This window comes from Gilliamella sp. HK2 (genome assembly GCF_001690265.1).
Lineage (GTDB): Bacteria > Pseudomonadota > Gammaproteobacteria > Enterobacterales > Orbaceae > Gilliamella > Gilliamella apicola_C.
This window is the reverse complement of sequence record NZ_LZGV01000104.1, coordinates 1-21,627: the sequence shown is the minus strand read 5'-3', so window position 1 is coordinate 21,627 and position 21,627 is coordinate 1. Positions and strand designations below refer to the sequence as shown.

Sequence of the window (21,627 nt, the reverse complement as noted above, 5' to 3'; positions counted from 1 at the left end):
ATTATCAAATTGATAAAGAAAATTTGCAATTTAAGCTTAAAGAATTTTTATTTGATGATGGTTATAAATATCGTATTATTTATCCAGATCAATTTGAAGTGCTCGATAAATCTGGGCCTTCAAATTTTGAAACGGATAAACTTAGAACTTGTTATCAAGATGAATATAATACGACTTGCAATATAGAATCTTACAACTATTATCATGACCTTTTAGTTAAAAAATTAGCATTACTTCAAGCAAAAGAAAACGAGCCCAAAGATTCTATTGAGGTAATAGATAAGCAAATTAATAAAGCTTGTTTAATGATACCGCCACCAGTTTACCATAATGAAGCGACCACCTTTACCCATAAAATTACCCGTTGTTTAACAGAACAAATAAAACAACAAATAGAAAAAATAGAAAAAATAGATAACAAGCTAAATCAGGTAGAAAATTAACTGGAGAAATGAAGTTTATTTTAAAACTTATGCACTTTGTTTTGGGGCTTGCCTTGTACTGTAAATGTAAATATAAATACCCCAAACTTAGTACATAACTCACGTAGAAAATCATGCTGCTTGTTTTAGTGTTTTGTATTCAATCGGTGTCATGTTATTTAGTGCCTCATGCGGTCTTTCGGTGTTATAAATGGTTAGCTATTCTTCGGTTACCTTTCTTGCTTGTTCTAGATTATTAAATAGATATAAATCGAGTACCTCAGTGCGATAGTTACAGTCAATTTAAGAGATCCCAAAAAAAGAAAAACAGTAAAACAAGCTGAAAAGCCAATAAAAGAGTATTCAGGGGATTAATTGGTAAGGCCAAAGCACCACTGATCCAGTGCTTTGGAAGCAAAATTTATCGTAAAAATACATTACCGCTGCAAGTCGATAAACAAAACTGTAAAAAATTTAAGATGCAGCCCAAAAAGCAGTGACATTAACTTTATCTTGTTGCAAGATAGCACGAATCGGCATTTGATTAACATCATTACCTTTTTCAGCTTGTTCTAACACATGCATTTTGCTTTCTCCTACTAAATGCAAGTATATGTTTTTACTATTTAAAATAGTTGGCAGTGTTAATGTTATACGATCAAGTGGCGCGGTTAATGGTGTCATACCCACAACTTTTCGACCGGATTTCATATCTAAACCCGTTGCCAAATTAGCTGCACCAGGAAATAATGAAGCAGTGTGTCCATCTTCTCCCATACCTAAAATTATTACATCAAATGGCATTGGAATTTTATCTAGCATCTTTTCAGTCATTTCTGCTCCATTAAATGGATTATCACAATTATTCTTCAAGCCAACAAAATTAGCCACTTTTGCATTGTTTTGTAATAAATGAGCTATTACAAGCTTTTCGTTACTGGCATCATCAGTATTATCCACCCATCTATCATCAACTAACGTAATAAAAACTCGGCTCCACTCCATATCTTGTTGGCTGAGTAAAGCAAAAAGTGGAATTGGTGTTTTACCCCCTGAAACAGCAATGGAAGCATGGCCTTTTTGTTCAATCGCCTGTTTTAACTTGTTGACTATATGTGAGGTTAAATCTTCAATCAATAACTGATTATTCTCATATTTATTTAACGTAAACATATTTTATTTTCCTTTATTAGAATTCGTGCCATGAATGCCCATCTTTAGTAATCAATGCAACTGATGCTACAGGTCCCCAAGTTCCGGCTTGGTAAGTTTTTGGCTGTTCATTGTCTAACTCCCACGCTCTAACAATTGAATCGACCCATTTCCATGCAGCCTCAACTTCATCACGATGAACAAATAATGCTTGGCGACCACGCATAACTTCAAGTAGTAAACGCTCATAGGCATCAGCACTTTGTTGATGAAAAGTTTCGCTAAAACTTAAATCAAGTTTAGTAGTTTGCAAATTGTGAGTGCTATCTAAACCTGGTACTTTATTTAGAATCTCAATATCCATACCTTCATCAGGTTGTAGACGAATAGTCAATTTATTTTGTGGTAATTCTGGATAAGATTCACTAAAAAGGTTAAGCGGTAACGGTTTGAAATAGACAACAACTTCAGAACATTTACTTGGTAAGCGTTTGCCTGTGCGTAAATAAAAAGGAACACCTGCCCAACGCCAGTTATCAATGTCAACGCGAATGGCAACAAATGTCTCGGTATTGCTTTTTTGATTTGCGCCATCTTCTTCTAAATAACCTGGGACATTAACGCCATTAACAAAGCCTGCTGTATATTGACCCCGAACTACTTTTTCACGGATATTTGTTTTATCAATTGGTCTAAGCGCATTAAGTACGGCTATTTTTTCATTACGTAGACTATCATCTTCAAGATTCGCTGGTGGTGACATTGCAATCATAGTTAAGATTTGTAATAAATGATTTTGTACCATGTCGCGCATTTGCCCTGCTTTGTCAAAATATCCCCAGCGGCCTTCAATACCAACTTGTTCAGCCACAGTAATTTCGACATGATCAATAGAATTACGATCCCAAAATGACGCAAACACCGTATTTGCAAAGCGTAAAGCTAATAGGTTTAATACAGATTCCTTACCTAAGTAGTGATCAATACGATAAACTTGCGATTCATTAAAGAATTTAGCCACTGAATCATTAATTTCGCGAGATGATTTTAGATCGGTTCCAAGCGGTTTTTCCATTACAATTCTATTTTGTAATTGGTTTAATCCCGCAGCAGCTAAGCCTTGGCAAATAGTACCAAAAGCCCCTGGATGCATTGCAAAATAAAAAATAGCAGGGTTGTTTGAATCAAGTTTATTTTTCAGTGTTTCAAATCCAGCGCGATCATTAACATCTAGTTTATGAAAGTTTAATCGTTGGCTGAATCGTTGCCAAATACTATCGTCTAATGGCTCTGGCATAAATGAGGTTAGGGCATCTTTTGCTACCTCACAATAAGCAGCGTGATCCCAATCAGCACGTCCTACACCTAAAATCTTGGTTTGTTCAGGTAGTTTTCCATATTTTTCTAATTGGTATAAAGACGGTAGTAATTTACGTCTTGTCAAATCCCCTTTAGCACCAAAAATAACTAAATCGCAAGCTGGGATATCAGACATGGTTCTCTCCTACGATGATATAATGTAATCATTCTATTATGTTGGGTAGTCAGTGTACAGGATAAATCATAACAATAGGCATTAGCCTTTATTGATTCGAAAACAAAAAGGTCACCATCACGGTGACCCTTTGTTTAAAACAAGTAATTGGATAATTTTCCAATCAATAAATTATGCGCGAACAAAATCCATATGAACTAATTTTGGTTTAAACGCATGACGTTGTACTGCTTGTACTTTTACTTTAGTTGCTTTTCCGTCAACTTCAATAGTCAATACTTCAGAATAAAATTCTGGTTTTTCTTGCATATTAAAAATTTGGTTGTGATCAAGTACCACAGAGATTGCAGGTTCAGTACCGCCATAAATAATGGCTGGGAATTTACCAGCGTGACGCAGGCGGCGGCTCGCACCCTTACCATGCTCTTTTCTAACTTCAGCTTTAAATGTAAACATATTTATTTCTCTTAATGATTTAAAATAAAACCAATTACAGGCGACCCAGTAGTTGGCTATCAAACTTGCACTTTAATAAAGTGCACAAGATTATAGAGTGTTATCCCAATAAACGCAATCAAATAATCATATTACAATCGAGCAAAACATTGGTTGTGCTTATCGTGTATAGTGTGAATTTTTAAATCAATTCTATTTTAAAACCATAAGTCGATTTTTTATTTGGTGATAATTTCAATGGCGTTGTAATGCAACCAGATTCGACACAAACCATAGATTTATATTCGTCATCACCAAAGTCACTCATTGTTTTAGCTTTATTTACCCATGGATTCCATGTTACTACATCACTTACATTAGTATTAGTTAATCGAACTGTTCGAATGCCATTTGTGATAGTTATTTGGTCACTAGCATTAGTATAAATACGATCAACCTCTTGGTTAAAAGTCAATTGCCCTATTTTTGCAGGTTTATTTTCAACGGCTAATCGATCTTGATAGGTTTCACCTAGTCCTTTGACAACAACGTCTTCAATATTATTGATACCAAAATAAGTATGTAGTGCGCTAGTTACATCAAAATCACCAGAACAACTTAAAACAACTTCACAGGTCTTACCTAAATGAAGGTTTAATGATACAGTGAAAGGTTTGTTGCAATAAGGCGCTGTCTGTTGATTATTGACGAGAGATAGAATGAGATCGACACCATGCTCATCTTCAGTGCAAGAGTCTAAATTCCATTCAACAATACGAGCAAAACCGTGAGACGGCGTTCCTGATTGACCGAACCAAGGCCAGCAAACAGGTACACCACCGCGAATAGCCACGCCTTTTTTAAAGTTTGTTTTGTTGCTCAACCAAATAACAGGAGTTTGCTCATTAATTGGTTGCCAAAATAACAAGTGTGCACCTTGTAATGTCACCGCTGCACAACAAGTTTTATGGTTAATCACCAAAGTAGGGAGTTCGCCATAAGTTAATTGCTTAACCGATGAGCTTAGCGAGACCCCTGATAAGCTATTTTCTAAAATATTTTTGTAAATACTCATACTTACTCCTAAATAACAAATTTTAACAACAGTTAATACCGAAAATTATTAATAATTGTACGCTTTTTAAGTTAATAATAAAAATACAATAGATGCCAAAAGCTTTTTTTACTTTTTTGAAGTAAAATGCCACACTATAAAAAATAGAACAACATACTGGTTATTGTTGTCAAAAAGTTTCAGGAAAGACAGCGTTTATGTATAAAATTCCAATGAGTTTGTATATTCATATGCCATGGTGCGTACAAAAATGTCCTTATTGTGATTTTAATTCGCATACGATAAAAAAAGCCCCCAATTATGAAGCTTATATAGAACATTTGATTAAAGACTTGCAACATGATGCTGCTTTGTGCTCAAACCGCTTAATTCATTCGATCTTTATTGGTGGTGGCACTCCAAGTCTGTTTTCTGCTGAACTCATTGATAAATTATTATCAAATATAAATAAGATCATTCCCGTAGATAATGATGCTGAAATTACTATTGAAGCCAATCCAAATTCTATTGATATAGAAAGGTTTAATGGTTATCAACAAGCTGGTATCAATCGAATATCCATTGGTGTACAAAGCTTTCAAGCCGATAAGCTTGTAAAATTAGGGAGAATACATAATCCCAAAGAAGCATTCACAGCAGGAAAATTAGCCCAAACATTAAATTTAAGAAGTTTTAATTTAGATTTAATGCATGGGTTACCAAGTCAATGTATTGATGATGCTATATATGATTTAAAACAAGCTATTGCTATTGATCCACCTCATTTATCTTGGTATCAATTAACCATTGAACCCAATACATTATTTAGTTCAAAACCGCCTGTTTTACCAGATGACGATAAACTTTGGGAAATTTACCAACAAGGTCATCAATTATTAACTAAACACGGTTACCAGCAATATGAAACCTCTGCTTATGCTAAAAAAGGTTTTCAATGCGAACATAATTTAAATTATTGGCGATTTGGGGACTATTTGGGGATTGGCTGTGGCGCCCATGGCAAATTAACCCAATCTGATGGTAAAATTATTCGTACAGTAAAAACTCGCCATCCAAAAGGTTATTTAGAAGGGCGTTATTTGGATAAATATTATGAAGTTCCAAAACAAGAGTTACCTTTTGAGTTTTTTATGAATCGATTTCGGCTATTTGAGCCAGTGCCAAAATACGAATTTGAACAACGGACTCATTTATCATTACAGATAGTTGAGAAACAAATAACTATGGCCATTGAAAAAGGCTATTTAATTGAAGACGAACAAAACTGGCAAATAACTGAACATGGAAAACTATTTCTAAACTCATTATTAGAGTTCTTTTTATAGCTAAATTAAATATTAATTTCTGACAAAGGCAATTAGAGCCTATCTTTACGATTATTTAACGTAATAGGTACCAACTATTTAAGCAATCATTCGCATAACTTTACAGACATTTTTAAAAAATAAAGGCATAATGTATCCCGACAATGCATTTATTTCATTGTTTTCCTATTCCTTATGTTTTCCCAATAACTTTGTTATTGGGATTTTTTTTGCCTATACTTTGATAACTTCATTGCTTTTAATTATTATTTAATAAAAGTGTGAGAAAGGAACTGCTTTAATTCAGTCAATGAAGATGTTCCTTCCATAGGACCTTTTTTAGATACAGCAAATGCACCACTTGCATTTGCATATTGCAATGCTTTTTCGACTGAATAGCCTGCCAACATTAAACTAACAAACGTGGCACCAAAACAATCTCCTGCTCCTGTTGGGTCAACGGAGTTTACTGTGTATCCATCAACGTGCAACATTTGTAAATAACCTTGCTCGTCAAGCCCATAATAATTAGCGCCTTTACAACCGCCTTTTACCACAATGTGCTTAATCCCTTTTTTAAGCAATCTCATCATTATTTGTTGTTCACTTTCATCATTATTATTTGAAAAATAATTAACTTCGCTTTTACTGGGTAAAAATATATCGGTATATTCCATTATGTAATCAAAAGATTGCTCCATTTCTGGTATATCAAACATTTCTTTACGTAAGTTTGGATCGAATGAAATTGTTCCCCCTTTGTTTTTGATGATATCTAATGCTTTACGCATAGCATCAATCACACGAAAGGAATAAAGCGATGAGCCCATTACATGTAAATGATTACAATCTTTTAATAAGCTTTCATTAACATGATTAAACGAAAGTAAACCACATGCGCTATTTGGAATATTAAAAATAAAATCTCTTTCATTAGAATCTTTATAAGTGACAAAAGCACTACCAGTATTGGCTTTATGATGCATGGTGATACCGTCAATAATAACACCATCATGTTTCAGCCGATTGATACACATCTTGCCAAATGCATCTTTACCAACACAACTAAAAAAGACAACGGGAAAACCTAATTTTGCAACTTGATCTGCAAATATTGCCGGAGCACCACTAACAAACGGACCAATAAACTCTCCTGTTTGATTGAATCGTTGATTTTGTTCTTTGGCTAAGAACTCAACCAGTAGCTCACCAATTGTGCAGATTTTCAAATGCATTATTATCTCTCCAGTATGTTTTGATAAGTCACACAATATTTATTTGAAATAAGTATCTCAAAATTGGCATCCAGGAGTTGCTGATGATACTCTGTTACAGCAGGTCTTGATAACACAACCATATCAAGATCAACGAGTTTTCCCAGATTATTATCATTATTATGAATCAGCCTTTGAGGTAAAATAGCGATATTGTGTGCGGCTTTTTTCATTATTTGTTGATAAGTTTTAACCTGTTCTAAATTTTCAATAATTAATTGATTACCCATATTGATGGCACTTATTTCGAGAATAAAATGCGATACAGGAAATTGATTTAATATAAGGTTGATTATCTTGTTATCCTGTAAAAGATTACCCTCAAGTAAAACGCCACCAATAAGAATGACTTCGGCATCCGTAAATTCTTTTGCTAATTTTGCATTACTAATATCATTCATAATCAGTATTAATGATTTTTTGCAATGTAAAAACGGAATCAATTTTCTTATTAAATTACCATGGCTTAAAAACAACGTATCACCATCATTAATATAACTTAAGCAAGTTTTGACTAATTCAATATCATGGCTATCATTAAAACTTTGCGTATAATTTTGTGTAATGGCACTTGTCTGACTTCCCCCTCCATCCTGAGCAAGATAAATTGCTCCTCCAAAAGAGCGCTTTAAATATCCTTGCTGCTCCAAGTAAGTTAAATCTTGACGAATAGTTACATTCGATACCTGAAGCAATTGTGATAATTCATCAACTTTAACTTCGCCTTGTTTACGAACAATTTCTGCAATTTGCAGTCGTCGTTTTAATAGGGATGAAGATGCTCTAGCCAATTTTATTTCCTATACCGTAGATAAAATGAAGATTGGTGATAATAGAATTAATCCAATGCTTGGTCAATATTAAACTAGCGCATTACATTTTATCTTATAAATCATACCAATAATGATTTATACGTCTTTTATCTAAGCACTTCTCATATATACATGTTAACCATCAAAATGAAAATTTATAAATAATTTTTGTTACGTTTTGAAAGTAATATTGATTTTTGTGATCTATCTCACGTGATTACCACTAGAATAACTTACAATTCGAAAGCATAATTATTAAAAATAAATTTCGAAACGAAAGTTAATTGCTCTATTAAGTCAAAATAAATTATTAAGGGAAAGTCATATGTCTATTATTTCAAGTCACAACATGTTAAAAAAAGCACAAACAGAACACTATGCAGTACCAGCCTTTAACATTCATAATCTAGAAACTATACAGGTCGTAGTTAAAACTGCCGCTGAATTGCAATCACCCGTTATTTTAGCAGGCACACCAGGCACATATAGTTATGCAGGAACAGAAAACATTATTGCTATTGCTCATGAGCTATCTAAAAAGCATCACATCCCTTTAGCTGTTCACTTAGATCATCATGAAGAATTTGATGATATAGCTTATAAAATTAATGCTGGTGTTCGATCTGTCATGATTGATGGTTCACATCTTCAATTTGAAGAAAATATTACCATTGTGAAACGTGTAGTAGATTATGCTCACCGTTATGATGTTAGTGTTGAAGCTGAATTAGGGCGTCTTGGTGGTGTTGAAGATGATTTAGCTGTGGATGCAAAAGATGCTTTATATACCAGTCCTAAACAAGCACTAGAATTTATACAAAAAACCCAAATTGACTCGCTAGCTATCGCCATTGGTACTGCACATGGTCTTTATAAATCAGAACCTAAACTGGATTTTGATCGCCTATCCGAAATTCGCTCAATCACTGATATTCCACTCGTGTTACATGGCGCTTCAGGTGTTCCTGATAAAGATGTTCGTGAATGTATTAAACGTGGAATTTGTAAAGTCAATGTTGCAACCGAATTAAAAATGGCATTTTCAAATGCCTTAAAACAATACTTTATTGAATATCCTGAGGCTAATGACCCTCGCCATTATATGAAACCAGCTAAAGCGGCAATGAAAGAAATTATCAAGAAAATTATTGCCACATGTGGTTGTGCCGGTAAGTTATAGAGGAATTAGGAAGATGATCTACACATTAACACTTAATACCGCAATTGATATGAATATTCGTTGCCAAGGGCTTAATCCTAATTATGTCAACCGCACATCGCATACTCAATATAGCCCAAATGGTAAAGCGGTCAATGTTTCAATTGTCTTGCACAAATTTCTAAAACCGACTTGTGCATTAGGTTTTTTTGGCGGATTTTCTGGAAAATATATCGTTGATGAATTGACAAAAATGCAGATTGAAACAAAGCCTTGTTTTATTGATGATATAACACGTATCAATGTTTTTATTAATGATGGGCAAAATGAATATAAATTGGTGGGTAAAGGCCCTTTTGTTCCTGATAATAAAAAACAAGAATTGCTAGGATTAATAAAATCACTAAGCAGTAACTGTTATTTAGTTATTAGCGGTAGCTTACCAAATAACATTGAACCCGAATATTACCTATCTATTTTAACTCTATGTAAAGTCAAAAATATTCAAGTTATCCTCGATATTAGCCATCCAATATTAAGTGATTTACTCGCTTATAAACCTTTATTAATTAAACCCAATGATGATGAAATCAAAGAAATTTTTGGTTTTGAAACCCAAACGACATCGCAAATTATTACCGCATTAGAAAATATTCACGCACAAGGTGCACAAAATATTTTATTAACTATGGGGGCTAAAGGACTCTATTTTTCGAATGGAACACATATTTGGTTTTGCAATGCTGTAAAGATCAAATTAATCAGCTCCGCTTGTGCTGGAGATGCGTCACTAGCAGCCTTTCTTAGTGAATGGTTGCCTGATAGGGAAAATATTGAAAGATCAATGAAAAAAGCATCGGCAACGGGGGCGAATGTTGCTGAATCAGATGGATTAGGTTTGCTAGATAAGATCTATATTTATATGAATCAAATTGAAATTACCCAAATAAAATGAGGGAATAATTATGAAAAAAATATTAGCTATAACAGGTTGCCCAACCGGTATCGCTCATACTTATATGGCAGAAGAAGCTTTGAAATCCGCAGCTAAAAAAATAGGCGTTGAAATTAAAGTAGAAACCAATGGCGCAGGTGGGATAGATAATGCCATTACAGATGAGGATATAGCGAACGCTATCGGCGTTATTATCGCCGCTGATAAAGATGTCAATCCCGATCGTTTTAATGGCTTGCCTGTTATTGAGGTTCCTGTAAAAGATGGTATTCATAAGGCTGTAATGCTTATTGAGCAAATAATTTCAGGCAATGCGCCATTACGTAACGGAGCTGCCAATAATACACAAAAATCGGTACCCTCAAATCAACAACCCGTGACACAAGAGTCAATTGGTCGCCAAATTTACAAACACCTAATGAGCGGTGTATCTAATATGCTGCCTTTTGTTGTCGCAGGTGGTGTATTAATCGCACTCTCATTTTTATGGGGGATTTACTCGGCCGATGAGACAAATGCACAATATAATCAATTTGCCGCATTGTTGATGAAAATAGGCGGGCAAGCATTTGGTATTATGGTACCCATCTTTACGGGTTTTATTGCTTACTCAATTGGAGGTAGGCCAGGGTTAGTGGCAGGTTTTGTTGGCGGATTGATTGCCAATATTACAGGTGCAGGGTTCTTAGGTGGCATTATTGCAGGCTTTGCAGCAGGCTACTTAATGCTATATGTCAAAAAATGGTTAGATAGACTTCCTCGTTCATTTGAAGGGCTAAAATCTATTTTTATCATGCCGTTAATTGGTGTTTTTGTGATTGGTGCAGGCATGTTCTTATTAGGTGACCCAATTGCAGCAGTTAACCATGCAATGAAATCATTTCTTGAATCATTACAATCAGCTAATCCTGTTTTACTTGGCATAGTCATTGGTGCTATGTGTTCCTTTGACTTTGGAGGTCCAGTAAATAAAGCCGCCTATGTAACAGGGACTATGCTACTAGGCGAAGGTAACTTTTACTTTATGGCTGGAGTTTCAGCCGCATGTATTGTGCCACCTTTTGTCATTGCTTTCTCAACAACGATATTTCGTGGAAAAGCATTTACTGAGGAAGAGCGTGCAGCTGGAATTGTAAACTATATTTTAGGTGCTACACACATCACTGAAGGTGCGATTCCTTTTGCGGCTAAAGATCCATTACGAGTCATTCCTGTCATGATGTTATCGTCCACCATCGCATCGGTATTGACTTTTTTAAGCCATATTCAAGTTCCCGCACCACATGGTGGTTTTCTTGTACTTCCATTGGTAAATAAACCTTTTCTATGGGTAGCTTGTATTTTTACTGGCGCGCTTGTCGGAGCCATATTATTAGGCTTAATTCGAATTCACCAAAATAGACAATTAACAATTAACAATTAACAATACGATATAATTAACTAATTGATATACCGATAATTTTTCGGTGCATCAAAACTAAAAGGACAATAAATGAGCGATTTAAAACTTACTATCGATGATATTAGAATTATAAGCGGGTGTTATTCTAAACAAGATGCCATTCAATCAGTATCAGAAGCGATGATAAAAGCAGGTCTAGTAAAAGATGATTATACACAAGCCATGTTTGATCGAGATACCCAAATCTCTACATTTTTAGGTAATGGTATTGCCATTCCTCATGGAACGACTGATAAGCGTGATAGTGTCATCAAAACAGGCTTAAAAATAATTTACTATCCAAAAGGGGTACTCTGGGATCAAGATGATAACATAGCTTATGTTGTTATTGGCATCGCAGCGAAAGCTAATGAACATCTCGATATTTTACGACAGTTAACAAAAGCTGTAATTGCTGAAGATACGCTCGATCGTATTAAAACGATTAAAACCGCTGAAAATCTATTAGAAATACTACAAGGTAGTTGCTAAAAGATTTATTTTATTTCATGTCAAAAGATCATTTCAATACAATAAGGTTGAACTTGATTTTCATCCCAAAAACCGACAAATACTACCTCTATGATATAAATAAAAATCATAGAGGAACCCATTATGCTACAGCATTTAACACCATTTCCAACAACAGGTGGTGGAGTATACCTTATCTAAAATTCATCTCTTATTAGCTAAAAATAGCTAACTATTTGGGTGTTAGGTGCACGTTTAGTTGCACTAAACTTGATGTATGATATAAGGAAAAAGGACTATGATGTAGCAGAAAGAACGGCAAATCGAATATGATAAAAATCATTCAGAAAAGCTATTGATTTTATTGAAGTTTTTTATTTTACTAAATAATAGTAAATAATAACGTTACTTCTTTTGCGACAAGGCTATTTTATGATGCACTGCCCCATACATAAAATAGACTGCTTAATCCTGATAAACCCTATCAAGTCGGGGGATAACTGATATCACTTTATCAAACTCAGCCAAGGTGGGTTATACCTCGTCGTAATGATTGATTTATTGGATTGAAATGTGATTGGTCGGCAAATAAGTTCACCTATTAATAGGTATTTAGTTTTTCCGATAATAGCTGAATATCGTCAGAGTAATATGAAAAGCAATATTACCTTAATACCAAATTGATTGAGGCGATTACTATCTAATATTTTGGCGAAGATCAAAATCTACTTAATGGTTAAAATTAAGTTTTCTTATCTCTTTTCAACCAAACTTTTAGCGTGTCAATATGGTAGTCAAAATAATTAACTTATTAATATTAAAAGCATTTACATTGGTAAATAAAAAGTTTATTGGATAATATTATATACATTACTTCAATAATCTGTTGAGATAGAAAAACAATCATATATAATTCATAATCATTTTGTAAATAACATCACTAAAAGTTTTAATAAGTTGCATTTAAAGGAGAGAAAACGCCATGGAAAACAAGCTTAATCGCCTGCTAGGTCAATTAGGTGAAGGATTAATGGGTGGATTACTTGATAGTTTAGGGGGCGTTAGCCATAATCGCTATACCTTAACCGTTGACGGGCTGACCGCACCGATTTCAGTTTTGCATGTTGACGGTGATGAGCAGTTAAATCAACCTTGGCATTATGTGGTTACCTTTACCAGCCCTGACAAAACCTTATCGCCCGATGCGTTTCTTAATCAAAAATCGACTTTCTGCTTTAATCCTGTTATTAACAAACCATTAACTTCCGCTATTCGTTCACTAAGCGACTTGCCGGCCGTGACGAATAAACGCACCTTGCATGGGGTCATCACTGAATTTAGCCAGCTATCAGTCAATAAAGATGAAGCTCATTACCAAGTCGTGTTATCTTCGTGCTTAGCACGGCTGGCTGTGGGGAAAAATAGTGCTATATTTCAAAATCAAAGCGTGGTCAGTGTGGTTGAAGAAGTACTACGCAGCCACGGCTTTACCGGCATTGATTACCGGTTAGCGCTCAAAGACAGCTATCCTGAACGGGAGTTTATCACCCAGTGGCAAGAAAGCGACCTGGAATTTATTCAACGCTTATTGGCCGATGTCGGTATCTGGTTCCGCTTTGAAACCCATGCCGAGCATGATTGTGATGTGATGGTGTTAAGTGATTATGAACAAGGCTATGTACAGGTGGCCAATATCGACTATAAACCGCCGAGTGGCATGGCCGATACGGGCATAGAAAGTGTTTGGGATATCACCTTACATAGCGAAGTGGTACCCGCCTCTGTGACCGTTCAAGACTACAACTACCGTGATGCCAAAGCCGATTTACTCACCGATATCAACACCCAACCGAAAACCACCACCACGCAAGGCACTGATTACCGTTACGAAGAGCATTATAAAAGCGGACAAGGTCAGCAGAGCAAGCCAAATGATAAAGCCGTTAACTCCAACCAACCACAAACCGCTAACCCGTCACCGCAAGATGACGGTATTGAGCAAGATAACGACATTGAAAGCGGTCAATGGTATGCCCGTATTCGCCATGAGCAGGCGATTAGCCAGCAAATAATCCTCACGGGTAAAAGCAACCGCTATCAATTAGCCCCAGGGCAACTTATTAACATCACGGGCAGTCCGTTAAAATCGATTGAAGAAGGGGTGATTATTTTAAGTGTGCAAGGACAAGGTAACCGTACTGATGCCTATGCACTCACCTTTACCGCCATTCCCTATCAAGCCTTAAAACCTTATCGCCCCGCGCCTATACGCTGGCCACAAGTCAGTGGCACCTTACCCGCACGGGTCACCAGTCCCGATAATGACACCTATGGCTATATTGACACTCACGGGCGCTACCGAGTTAAATTCAACTTTGACTTAAAAACGTGGAAAAAGGGCACTGAAAGCTTATGGGTACGCTTAGCAAAACCTTATTCGGGTAACACTTATGGTTTTCACTTCCCGTTAATTGACGGCACGGAAGTGGCGATTGCCTTTATGAATGGTAATCCCGATAGGCCGTATATTGCCCATGCCATGCACGACAGCGCCCACCCAGACCATGTGACCACCATTAACAAACACCGCAATGTCATTCGTACCCCCGCCAACAACAAACTGCGCATGGATGATAAACGCGGGCAAGAGCATATCAAACTCGCCACCGAATACGGCAAAACTCAGCTTAATTTGGGGCATTTGGTCGATAATAAAAAAAGCCAACGCGGTGAAGGCTTTGAACTGAGGACGGATGAATGGGGCGCGATTGCTGCTAATAAAGGCTTATACTTAACCACCCAAACCGAGCCGAAAGCGCAAGGCAAACAACTGGATATGCAAGCGGCAATAAACCAACTGGAAAATGCCTTATCGATTGCCAAAGCCCTACAAAATGCCGCTACCCAGTCCGACGCACACAGCGCGGATACCGACAGTCAAGACCAGCTTAAAGCCAACTTAACTCAGCTAACTCAAAGTGGCCTACTGGCCTATGCGCAAGAAGGCATTGCCTTAACCAGCCCAGAAAACATCCAACTGACAACAGGCAATAGCTTAACCCTAACCAGCGAAAACCAAACCGATATCACCGCATTAAAAAACATCACCGTATCATCTGGCGACGCAATAGGGCTATTTGCCCATAAATCAGGCATGAAACTGTTTGCCAACCAAGGCGATATTGAGGTTCAAGCCCAAAATGCCAACCTTAATATGGCTGCCAAGCAAGATATAAAAATAGACAGTGTTGATGGTGAAACACAGATAACAGCTACTAAAGCGCTGACCCTAATCTGTGGTGGCTCTTATATCAAAATCAGCAGTGCAGGCATTGAACTGGGTACACAAGATAATATTTATCTTAAATGTAATGTCATGCAAAAGATGGGGGCACATAATATGTCAATCATAAATAATTTAGCCGACGAAGTAAAATGCCAAAATACGCAAAATCAACAGGCTAACGATCAGCAAGCTACAATCGATATCGAATAAAAAGGTCAAAGTATGTTGAGATGTGGACAAACAACCATTGATTTAAATAAATTATCGGATAATGCCTTGGCAATAACACGAATACTTGTTGATGAGTCGCAGGTTTATAAAAACCGTTGTTTAGCACTGCTTGATCCATTTTTAACTCCAATTGATGAGCCCTTTATGAAATACTTTCATAATCAACTTCGATTATATAAAGTACCCATAAGCCATCCATCAGTATTAAAAACAAAGTGTCCATGGCTAATAGAACTGGATCTTAGAGACAAATACGAGCAAGCCGTATTAAGTTTTATGCTTGATCGAGCACTCAAACAGCTAGCTCCGCAATCGATTGCTGTAGGGACAGGTCAGCAATATTGTGCTTGGTTATTTACCCATAAAAAAACCGAAAGTATAGCCAAAGATTTAGGGTTACGCACAATCCAAAAACGAGGGAGAGATAAAAATATACTGCTACGATACTACGATCCCGCTGTCTTTTTTCAGCTAATGAGTATATTAGACAGCAACCAACAAAACAAACTATTAGGCAATATTGAAAAATGGGCAATGCTAACTCGACAAGGTACCCTTAATATTAAACAGCAGATCGAACCCGTACAATTCTCCTTAATGGGTAGTTTATGGATCACAACCGATCAACATCAAAAATTGGATTGTATTGGAATTAATAATCAAATTATTCGTTCAGAACAAATAAAACATCCAGCAAAAAATATTGATGAAATTCAATCATTACAAAAAATTACTCCTTGTTTAATTCGTTTAATGAATAACAATATTCACGAAAAAGAATTAAAACTTGAATGGGCAAAATTGGCATTAAAATGGGGGCATGATTTTGATTGTCACCCCAAAATTGAAAGTAAAATCAAGCAATGTACGGATCTTGGTAAATATTATCGACTTTTGGGCGAATTGAATAAAATAAGATCAGATAATTGGCAAATATATTTACAAGAACTGAATGAAAAATAAGGGATTGATGAGGATTAGACATGAGTGAACAAAGCGAAAAAAAACAGTGTGATTGCCAAAGAGAAGGACTGGCTATTTTTCCTACCCGTTATACGGTAGTTCCTACTTATATTAAAAGTGCTTGTCCAACATGGGCAAAGTTAGACGGAGTAACTACTGTTTCCTTAAATAAGGATTACCAGTATCATGTTCGCCGAATTAGAGCTGGGTTTATTTATATTTATTTACCTTCAGACGCAGACAGTTCTAATGAAGACAGTTCTAATGAAGACGCTAGCTCACAAAGTGAATCCGCACAAGAGGAGTTAGAAAACCGTTATTGGTTAATTTATAGTGTTGATGATGAAGGTCGGTTTACAAAACTAAATGGCATGCAGTCGACAAAATCGGTTGATGTGAACGAAAACGGATCCTACCACTGCCCAAACTTATTAAGTAACCCTACGTTAAATGCTTTTCTTACTATACCGAACCCTTCGCGTTACAGTAAAGTTTATATTGCTTATAGTGAGTTTCCTTGGACTGTTGAAGCGATGCAAGAATATCGCAAAACACCAACCCCACGTATGCAAGAATTAGATATTGAGGCTTGGCAAAATAAAAACTATAACCAAGAAAGTGCCACTATTGCCTCAGGACGATCAATTACTGATATTTTAGATTTTAATTTTGATTTTATCCAAAAAAATGCCTTGCCTGATACAAAACATGAATTTTATCAAAGTGCCCAATCAGTCAATGCTATGCAAGGTCCACTGTGGCTGTATGATAAAAAATCAATTTTATTAAATAACGATTATCAAAAAATCACCCAAATTAATACAACTGAACAACCGTGGGCGATTTTTAAAGCCAATACCAATGAATCGGAGGAACAGCTTTCAGCTGAAATGCACGATTCATATGTACAAAAATTACATAGCACGATGCAAAGTTATAGCGGTGATCATGGGCAACCAATGTTGCTAGCATTGGATGATGCAATAGGGGTAGCGCTCGATCTCAACAACTACTATACCGATATTTTTGGTCACTTGGGTCAATTTAACAAAGAAGCCGATATGGAATTAGATGTTAAAGAGATGATGAAAGTGGTGGAAACCTATTCCGAATATCAAGTAGCGCAAGAAGATTTCAAGTTTTCCCCTACAAATGACGAACTCTATTTAGCGACAGCAAATGGTAAAAGGTTAGCAGATATTGATTACCAAGAAGCATTTTCATTATCACAATTAAAAGATATAAGCGATAAAGAATATGAAAGTATTTCGCAATATAACAAACATAAAATAGGAGGTAAATTTAAAGTAAGGGGTATTATTGATAATATGAATAAGATATATGGTACGCCTAAAGCTGAAGATGGACTTAAGGCACCTATAAATCGTAATTATTATCAATTAGTCAAATCATACATTTTATTGGTTAAAGAGTATTTTTATGGCAAACCGCTTGGGCATGAATACTATTACCGATTTATGAAATTTTTAAAATTGAATTATTTTGGTGAAGGTCCTTCAATATATGAAAGCCCCTGGTATAGCGATCAACTAATTAACGGAGAATACCTAGAAAACAGCATTTATGCTAAAGCTATAAAATATTCCTCGTTTAGTTATGAAGCCCCAATTGAAGAAATTAAGCAAGATGCCAAATTATTGGATAAAGTTTATAACGCATTGATAAAAGAGTATTGTGACAAAGCAAAAGAACATCAATCGCTTCTTTATAGAAAAACACAAAATGAGTTTAAAAAATATAAACGGTGCTTGATTTCTCACCATTTTGAAAATGTGGAAAAAAAATTTAACCAACATATTAAGCAAATTGCCAGTGAGCGAGCCAAGCAACTTATTAATTGGATTAAAGAAAGCCATTATTTAACCTTTGTGAATGATCTATCGTACGAACGTAATATTGAGCTCGACAACAACAGTGCGGTATGGGGTAAATGCCAAACTAAAATAGAAGAAGAATTGAATATTGCATTAAAAGAAGAAGAAATAAAAAAACATCAGAAACAAGAGTTATTAAAAATTAACCTTAATGGTTATTATTTTACCGCAGTGGTTAACCGCACTTTTGAAGGGTTAGAACAAACCGAAGAAGGCAATGCCTTTATTGAACAGCTGTTAGATATCCAGCAATTTAGTATTGAAGGCGAAACCTATATCCATATTAGAACCTCGATTGCGGCATTATTATGGCGTACAATCAGTTATGACTGGCAGCTAACTTGGGATGTATTAAAAGAAATTTTTAAAGCAGTTAAAGATAATATAGATGAAGAATATGCTGAAGAAGCGCTTACAAAAGCAATTAAATCCAACATATCAACCTATATCGTTAATTTACGCAAAGCCAACCTAGTGCTAGAACATATCATGGAGTTAAAGAAACTGCAAAATAAACAGGGGTTAACTACTATTGCGATTGATACCAGCTTTGGTAAACATAACATTATTACCCGTTGGTTTAGCAATTACGACAACCCGGGTACCATGAATAATTACACGTTAAAACTGTATGATAAACTGGTGGCAATGTGTAAACCGATTAACACCTGTTTATACAGCTTAGGGGCAATGATTGCCGAAACCGCTGCCTTGGCGCTATCTGGCGTTGTTTGGAAAACAGCCGTCACTTATGCGCATATGAAATATCAAATTATGGCGACTTATAAAACCTTTAAAGCGCAAAGCTTTGTGGGGGTGCCCGTGGGTGGTGGTTTGCATGTTTTGCTTAGCACTTACCCTGCTCAAGTAAAAAAAACCTTAAAAGAACTGCGTGACAGTTTAAACAGCGCCATTAAACAGCTTGATAAACGCTTTACCGAACAATTTGTTGAGCTCGATCACCTATTTAAAAAGCAAGTTAATGTGGTGTTTAAAATTTTTTCTGAACAGGCAACTCAACAATTAACCACTAATCAAATTCATCTGCGTAGCGCAAGGTTAGGTTTTTTAGTAGGGGCGTTTGAAGCCTATAACTGGCGATACATTATGAATAAAGAGCCTTCACTATTTGCTAACGATACCGACATTTTATTAGAAAAAGCCATGGCAACTAGTTCGTTAGCAGCCGCCGTTGCCGACACCGTAGCATCAACTATTTTGGCACGTAACCCAAGGGCAATAAAGGGCTTTCGGTATGCTAAAACAGGCTTTGGCGTGTTTACCGCGTTAACTTATTTTATCTCTGCGGTTGAAATGGGGATAGGCGCTAAGGACAACTACAAATATGGCAATTCATATGCCACTTGGTCGGGAGGGTTAGCGTGTGGACTAAACACGACGGCTGGTGGATTATATGTGTTATATGGGTTATCGTACCGTTATGAATGGGTACAAACCCTGTTCCGTGTAAAAATTCAGAAACTAATCTTGCGCAAAGGGCTTCAACAAGCCTTTAATTTAGGCGCCTGCCGATTATTACTATTCCGTGTTGCTGGAGCGGTTGGAGGGTTAGCGGCACTATTAACATGGATTTATGAAATTTGTAAAGATAACGATATTCAAATTCATCTTAAATTTTCAGCACTAGGCAAAAAAAGAGATGAGCAAAAATTTACCAATGCCGCGCAACAGGCTAACCATTTTACAGCCATTGCTGAATTAAAAGGTTTTTTTGACGATGCGATCTTTTCCACTCAACAAGCAAATAGTGCGTCGCAAATGCCCCCTAAAACCGAAGATCAAAGCGATCAAGATCAATTGCAACACCCCGCCATTATGTTACAAATTGAGCAGGAAGTATTAAAATGGTTGGATTAATGGTTGCACAAGGTGATTTATCATCGCTTTATTAATAAAAAGCGGGTATAGCCCCCCGCTTTTAATGCATTCTTTGTTCATCTTCTTCTATCGGAGGGTATCCTGACCATTCGCTAGGGTGATTAACCGCCCCCATTTTTAATGCATATTTACGCCATAATTGCGCACGGGGAATATCTTGCTCTTCGCGTTTATAATAATGACTTAACGACGTTATGATAATGTGATTACCTTGAATGGCTTCTTTGGTTAAATAACGCTCTTTTAGCTTTGACAGTTCGCCAACTGTATTGCCCAGTAATACATCAAAGGTGTTTCTTGGCCATTTTGCATAAATGTGTATTTCCCACCCTTCCTGCATATTTAGGTTATAAAACCCATTAAGAAAATGAAAGCGATCATAGATCCAATCTTCATCGCATACCTTTTCACGAGCACTATATTGGGAGCGATATTTGGTTTTTTGGCGCTTCAATTGAGTATTAAAGTCATATCGATTAGACATTATTACATCAATCAATTGCCATAAGTTATCATCAGGGTGCAATTGATAGGCTTGCTCAAGTAAGGTAAAGGCTTTATATTCATCGACTTTGGTACCTAAGCCTTGCATATACATAAACGCTAATGTCCTTATTGCTGGGACAAACTGTTGGTTTGCTGCTTGTTCATAAAGCGTAAAGGCATGATTTTCATTTTTATCAACCCCAATACCAAATAGATAAAAATAAGCCAAATTGGTTTGCGCTAAAGCATGCCCTTGGTTGGCGGCTTTTTGGTACCATTCAATGGCTTTTTGTAAATCAGGCTCGACCCCTTGGCCATATTCACTCAAAGGGTAAACTCCACGGGGATAATATTCAATGGGTAAGCTCATTTTGTCGAATCGGGCAAATTGTGCTTCGATTTTAGGTAGTTCAGGGTCGATATTGTTGCCATTTTCGTCAAAAATATACAATCGAGGCGCTTTACCGCCTGATGCGTTTTCGTAAATATAACCAATACTATTTTGAGCATCGACATTGCCTTGAGCAGCCGCTTTTTCAAACCAACTTAAAGCAACTGGAAAGTTGTTTAACTCATCACGGTACATTGAGCCTAAGTTATATTGTGCTTTAGCCAGTCCCTGAGCGGCCGCTTTTTCAAATAATAGCCGCGCTTTAGTGTGATCCCCTTTTTGGTAAAGCAAATTATCGCCGTAAAAAATTTCGCCCAAGGTGTTTTGGGCAATGGCATCACCACTTTCAGCCAGTTCAGTGCACAGTTTCATGTTTGCTTCATCACGTGAAAGTTGGCAAGTGGGTTGCTCCGAGGCGCTAGGCATCAAGCGAGTTTGGGGCGCATTGGTATGATGATTGCCCTTGGCAAAAGCCGACATC

16 protein-coding genes and 1 pseudogene are annotated in these 21,627 nt (G+C 36.4%); 9 read left to right on the top strand and 8 right to left on the bottom strand.

All coding sequences use genetic code 11. The features are described from left to right. Nucleotides 1-443, top strand: a 443-nt coding sequence (locus A9G45_RS14520) for a hypothetical protein (RefSeq protein ID WP_176701821.1), incomplete at its 5' end; no start/stop codon positions are given. 111 nt (nt 444-554) lie between these two features. Here A9G45_RS14520 and A9G45_RS14795 read toward each other — a convergent pair. The 5 genes and pseudogenes from A9G45_RS14795 to A9G45_RS12685 form a co-directional block, all read right to left on the bottom strand. Continuing rightward, nucleotides 555-713 (bottom strand): annotated as a pseudogene (locus A9G45_RS14795) (integrase core domain-containing protein); the annotation flags it as partial. A gap of 183 nt (nt 714-896) precedes the next feature. Further along, the gene (gene pgl / locus A9G45_RS12700; protein ID WP_065568000.1) at nt 897-1,595 is read right to left on the bottom strand and encodes a 6-phosphogluconolactonase; all 699 of its coding nucleotides are present in this window, start codon (nt 1,593-1,595) and stop codon (nt 897-899) included. A gap of 16 nt (nt 1,596-1,611) precedes the next feature. Beyond that, entirely contained in the window at nt 1,612-3,069 is a 1,458-nt protein-coding gene (zwf, locus tag A9G45_RS12695; protein ID WP_065567999.1) for a glucose-6-phosphate dehydrogenase, read from the bottom strand. Between the two features lie 171 nt (nt 3,070-3,240). After that, nucleotides 3,241-3,525, bottom strand: a complete 285-nt coding sequence (rplY, locus tag A9G45_RS12690) for a 50S ribosomal protein L25 (protein ID WP_065567998.1) — start codon at nt 3,523-3,525, stop codon at nt 3,241-3,243. A 181-nt stretch (nt 3,526-3,706) separates the two neighbouring features. Continuing rightward, nucleotides 3,707-4,579, bottom strand: coding sequence for a D-hexose-6-phosphate mutarotase (locus A9G45_RS12685; protein ID WP_065567997.1), 873 nt, complete (start codon nt 4,577-4,579; stop codon nt 3,707-3,709). 197 nt (nt 4,580-4,776) lie between these two features. Here A9G45_RS12685 and hemW point away from each other — a divergent pair, with 197 nt between their 5' ends. Then, on the top strand, nt 4,777-5,904 hold the full coding sequence (gene hemW, locus A9G45_RS12680; RefSeq protein ID WP_065567996.1) for a radical SAM family heme chaperone HemW: 1,128 nt from the start codon (nt 4,777-4,779) through the stop codon (nt 5,902-5,904). Between the two features lie 245 nt (nt 5,905-6,149). On the opposite strand, the gene A9G45_RS12675 is transcribed toward hemW, so the two are convergent. Further along, a complete protein-coding gene (locus A9G45_RS12675) occupies nt 6,150-7,118 on the bottom strand; it encodes a sugar kinase (protein WP_065567995.1) in 969 nt (322 codons plus the stop codon). 2 nt (nt 7,119-7,120) lie between these two features. After that, nucleotides 7,121-7,948, bottom strand: a complete 828-nt coding sequence (locus A9G45_RS12670) for a DeoR/GlpR family DNA-binding transcription regulator (protein WP_065567994.1) — start codon at nt 7,946-7,948, stop codon at nt 7,121-7,123. A gap of 346 nt (nt 7,949-8,294) precedes the next feature. Here A9G45_RS12670 and A9G45_RS12665 point away from each other — a divergent pair, with 346 nt between their 5' ends. From A9G45_RS12665 to A9G45_RS12635, 7 genes are all read left to right on the top strand, one after another. Next, entirely contained in the window at nt 8,295-9,149 is an 855-nt protein-coding gene (locus tag A9G45_RS12665) for a tagatose bisphosphate family class II aldolase (RefSeq protein ID WP_065567993.1), read from the top strand. 13 nt (nt 9,150-9,162) lie between these two features. After that, on the top strand, nt 9,163-10,083 hold the full coding sequence (locus A9G45_RS12660) for a 1-phosphofructokinase family hexose kinase (RefSeq protein WP_065567992.1): 921 nt from the start codon (nt 9,163-9,165) through the stop codon (nt 10,081-10,083). A gap of 10 nt (nt 10,084-10,093) precedes the next feature. Beyond that, a complete protein-coding gene (locus A9G45_RS12655; RefSeq protein ID WP_065572418.1) occupies nt 10,094-11,506 on the top strand; it encodes a PTS fructose transporter subunit IIC in 1,413 nt (470 codons plus the stop codon). Between the two features lie 69 nt (nt 11,507-11,575). After that, complete coding sequence (locus A9G45_RS12650) at nt 11,576-12,016, top strand: PTS sugar transporter subunit IIA (protein WP_065567990.1); 441 nt, start codon at nt 11,576-11,578, stop codon at nt 12,014-12,016. 961 nt (nt 12,017-12,977) lie between these two features. Further along, on the top strand, nt 12,978-15,491 hold the full coding sequence (locus A9G45_RS12645) for a type VI secretion system Vgr family protein (RefSeq protein ID WP_065567989.1): 2,514 nt from the start codon (nt 12,978-12,980) through the stop codon (nt 15,489-15,491). 12 nt (nt 15,492-15,503) lie between these two features. Next, entirely contained in the window at nt 15,504-16,475 is a 972-nt protein-coding gene (locus A9G45_RS12640; RefSeq protein ID WP_065567988.1) for a DUF4123 domain-containing protein, read from the top strand. Nucleotides 16,476-16,495: 20 nt separating this feature from the next. After that, complete coding sequence (locus A9G45_RS12635; protein ID WP_065567987.1) at nt 16,496-20,248, top strand: T6SS effector BTH_I2691 family protein; 3,753 nt, start codon at nt 16,496-16,498, stop codon at nt 20,246-20,248. A 61-nt stretch (nt 20,249-20,309) separates the two neighbouring features. Here A9G45_RS12635 and A9G45_RS12630 read toward each other — a convergent pair. Continuing rightward, on the bottom strand, nt 20,310-21,627 hold a 1,318-nt coding region (locus A9G45_RS12630; protein ID WP_065572417.1), incomplete at its 5' end, for a tetratricopeptide repeat protein.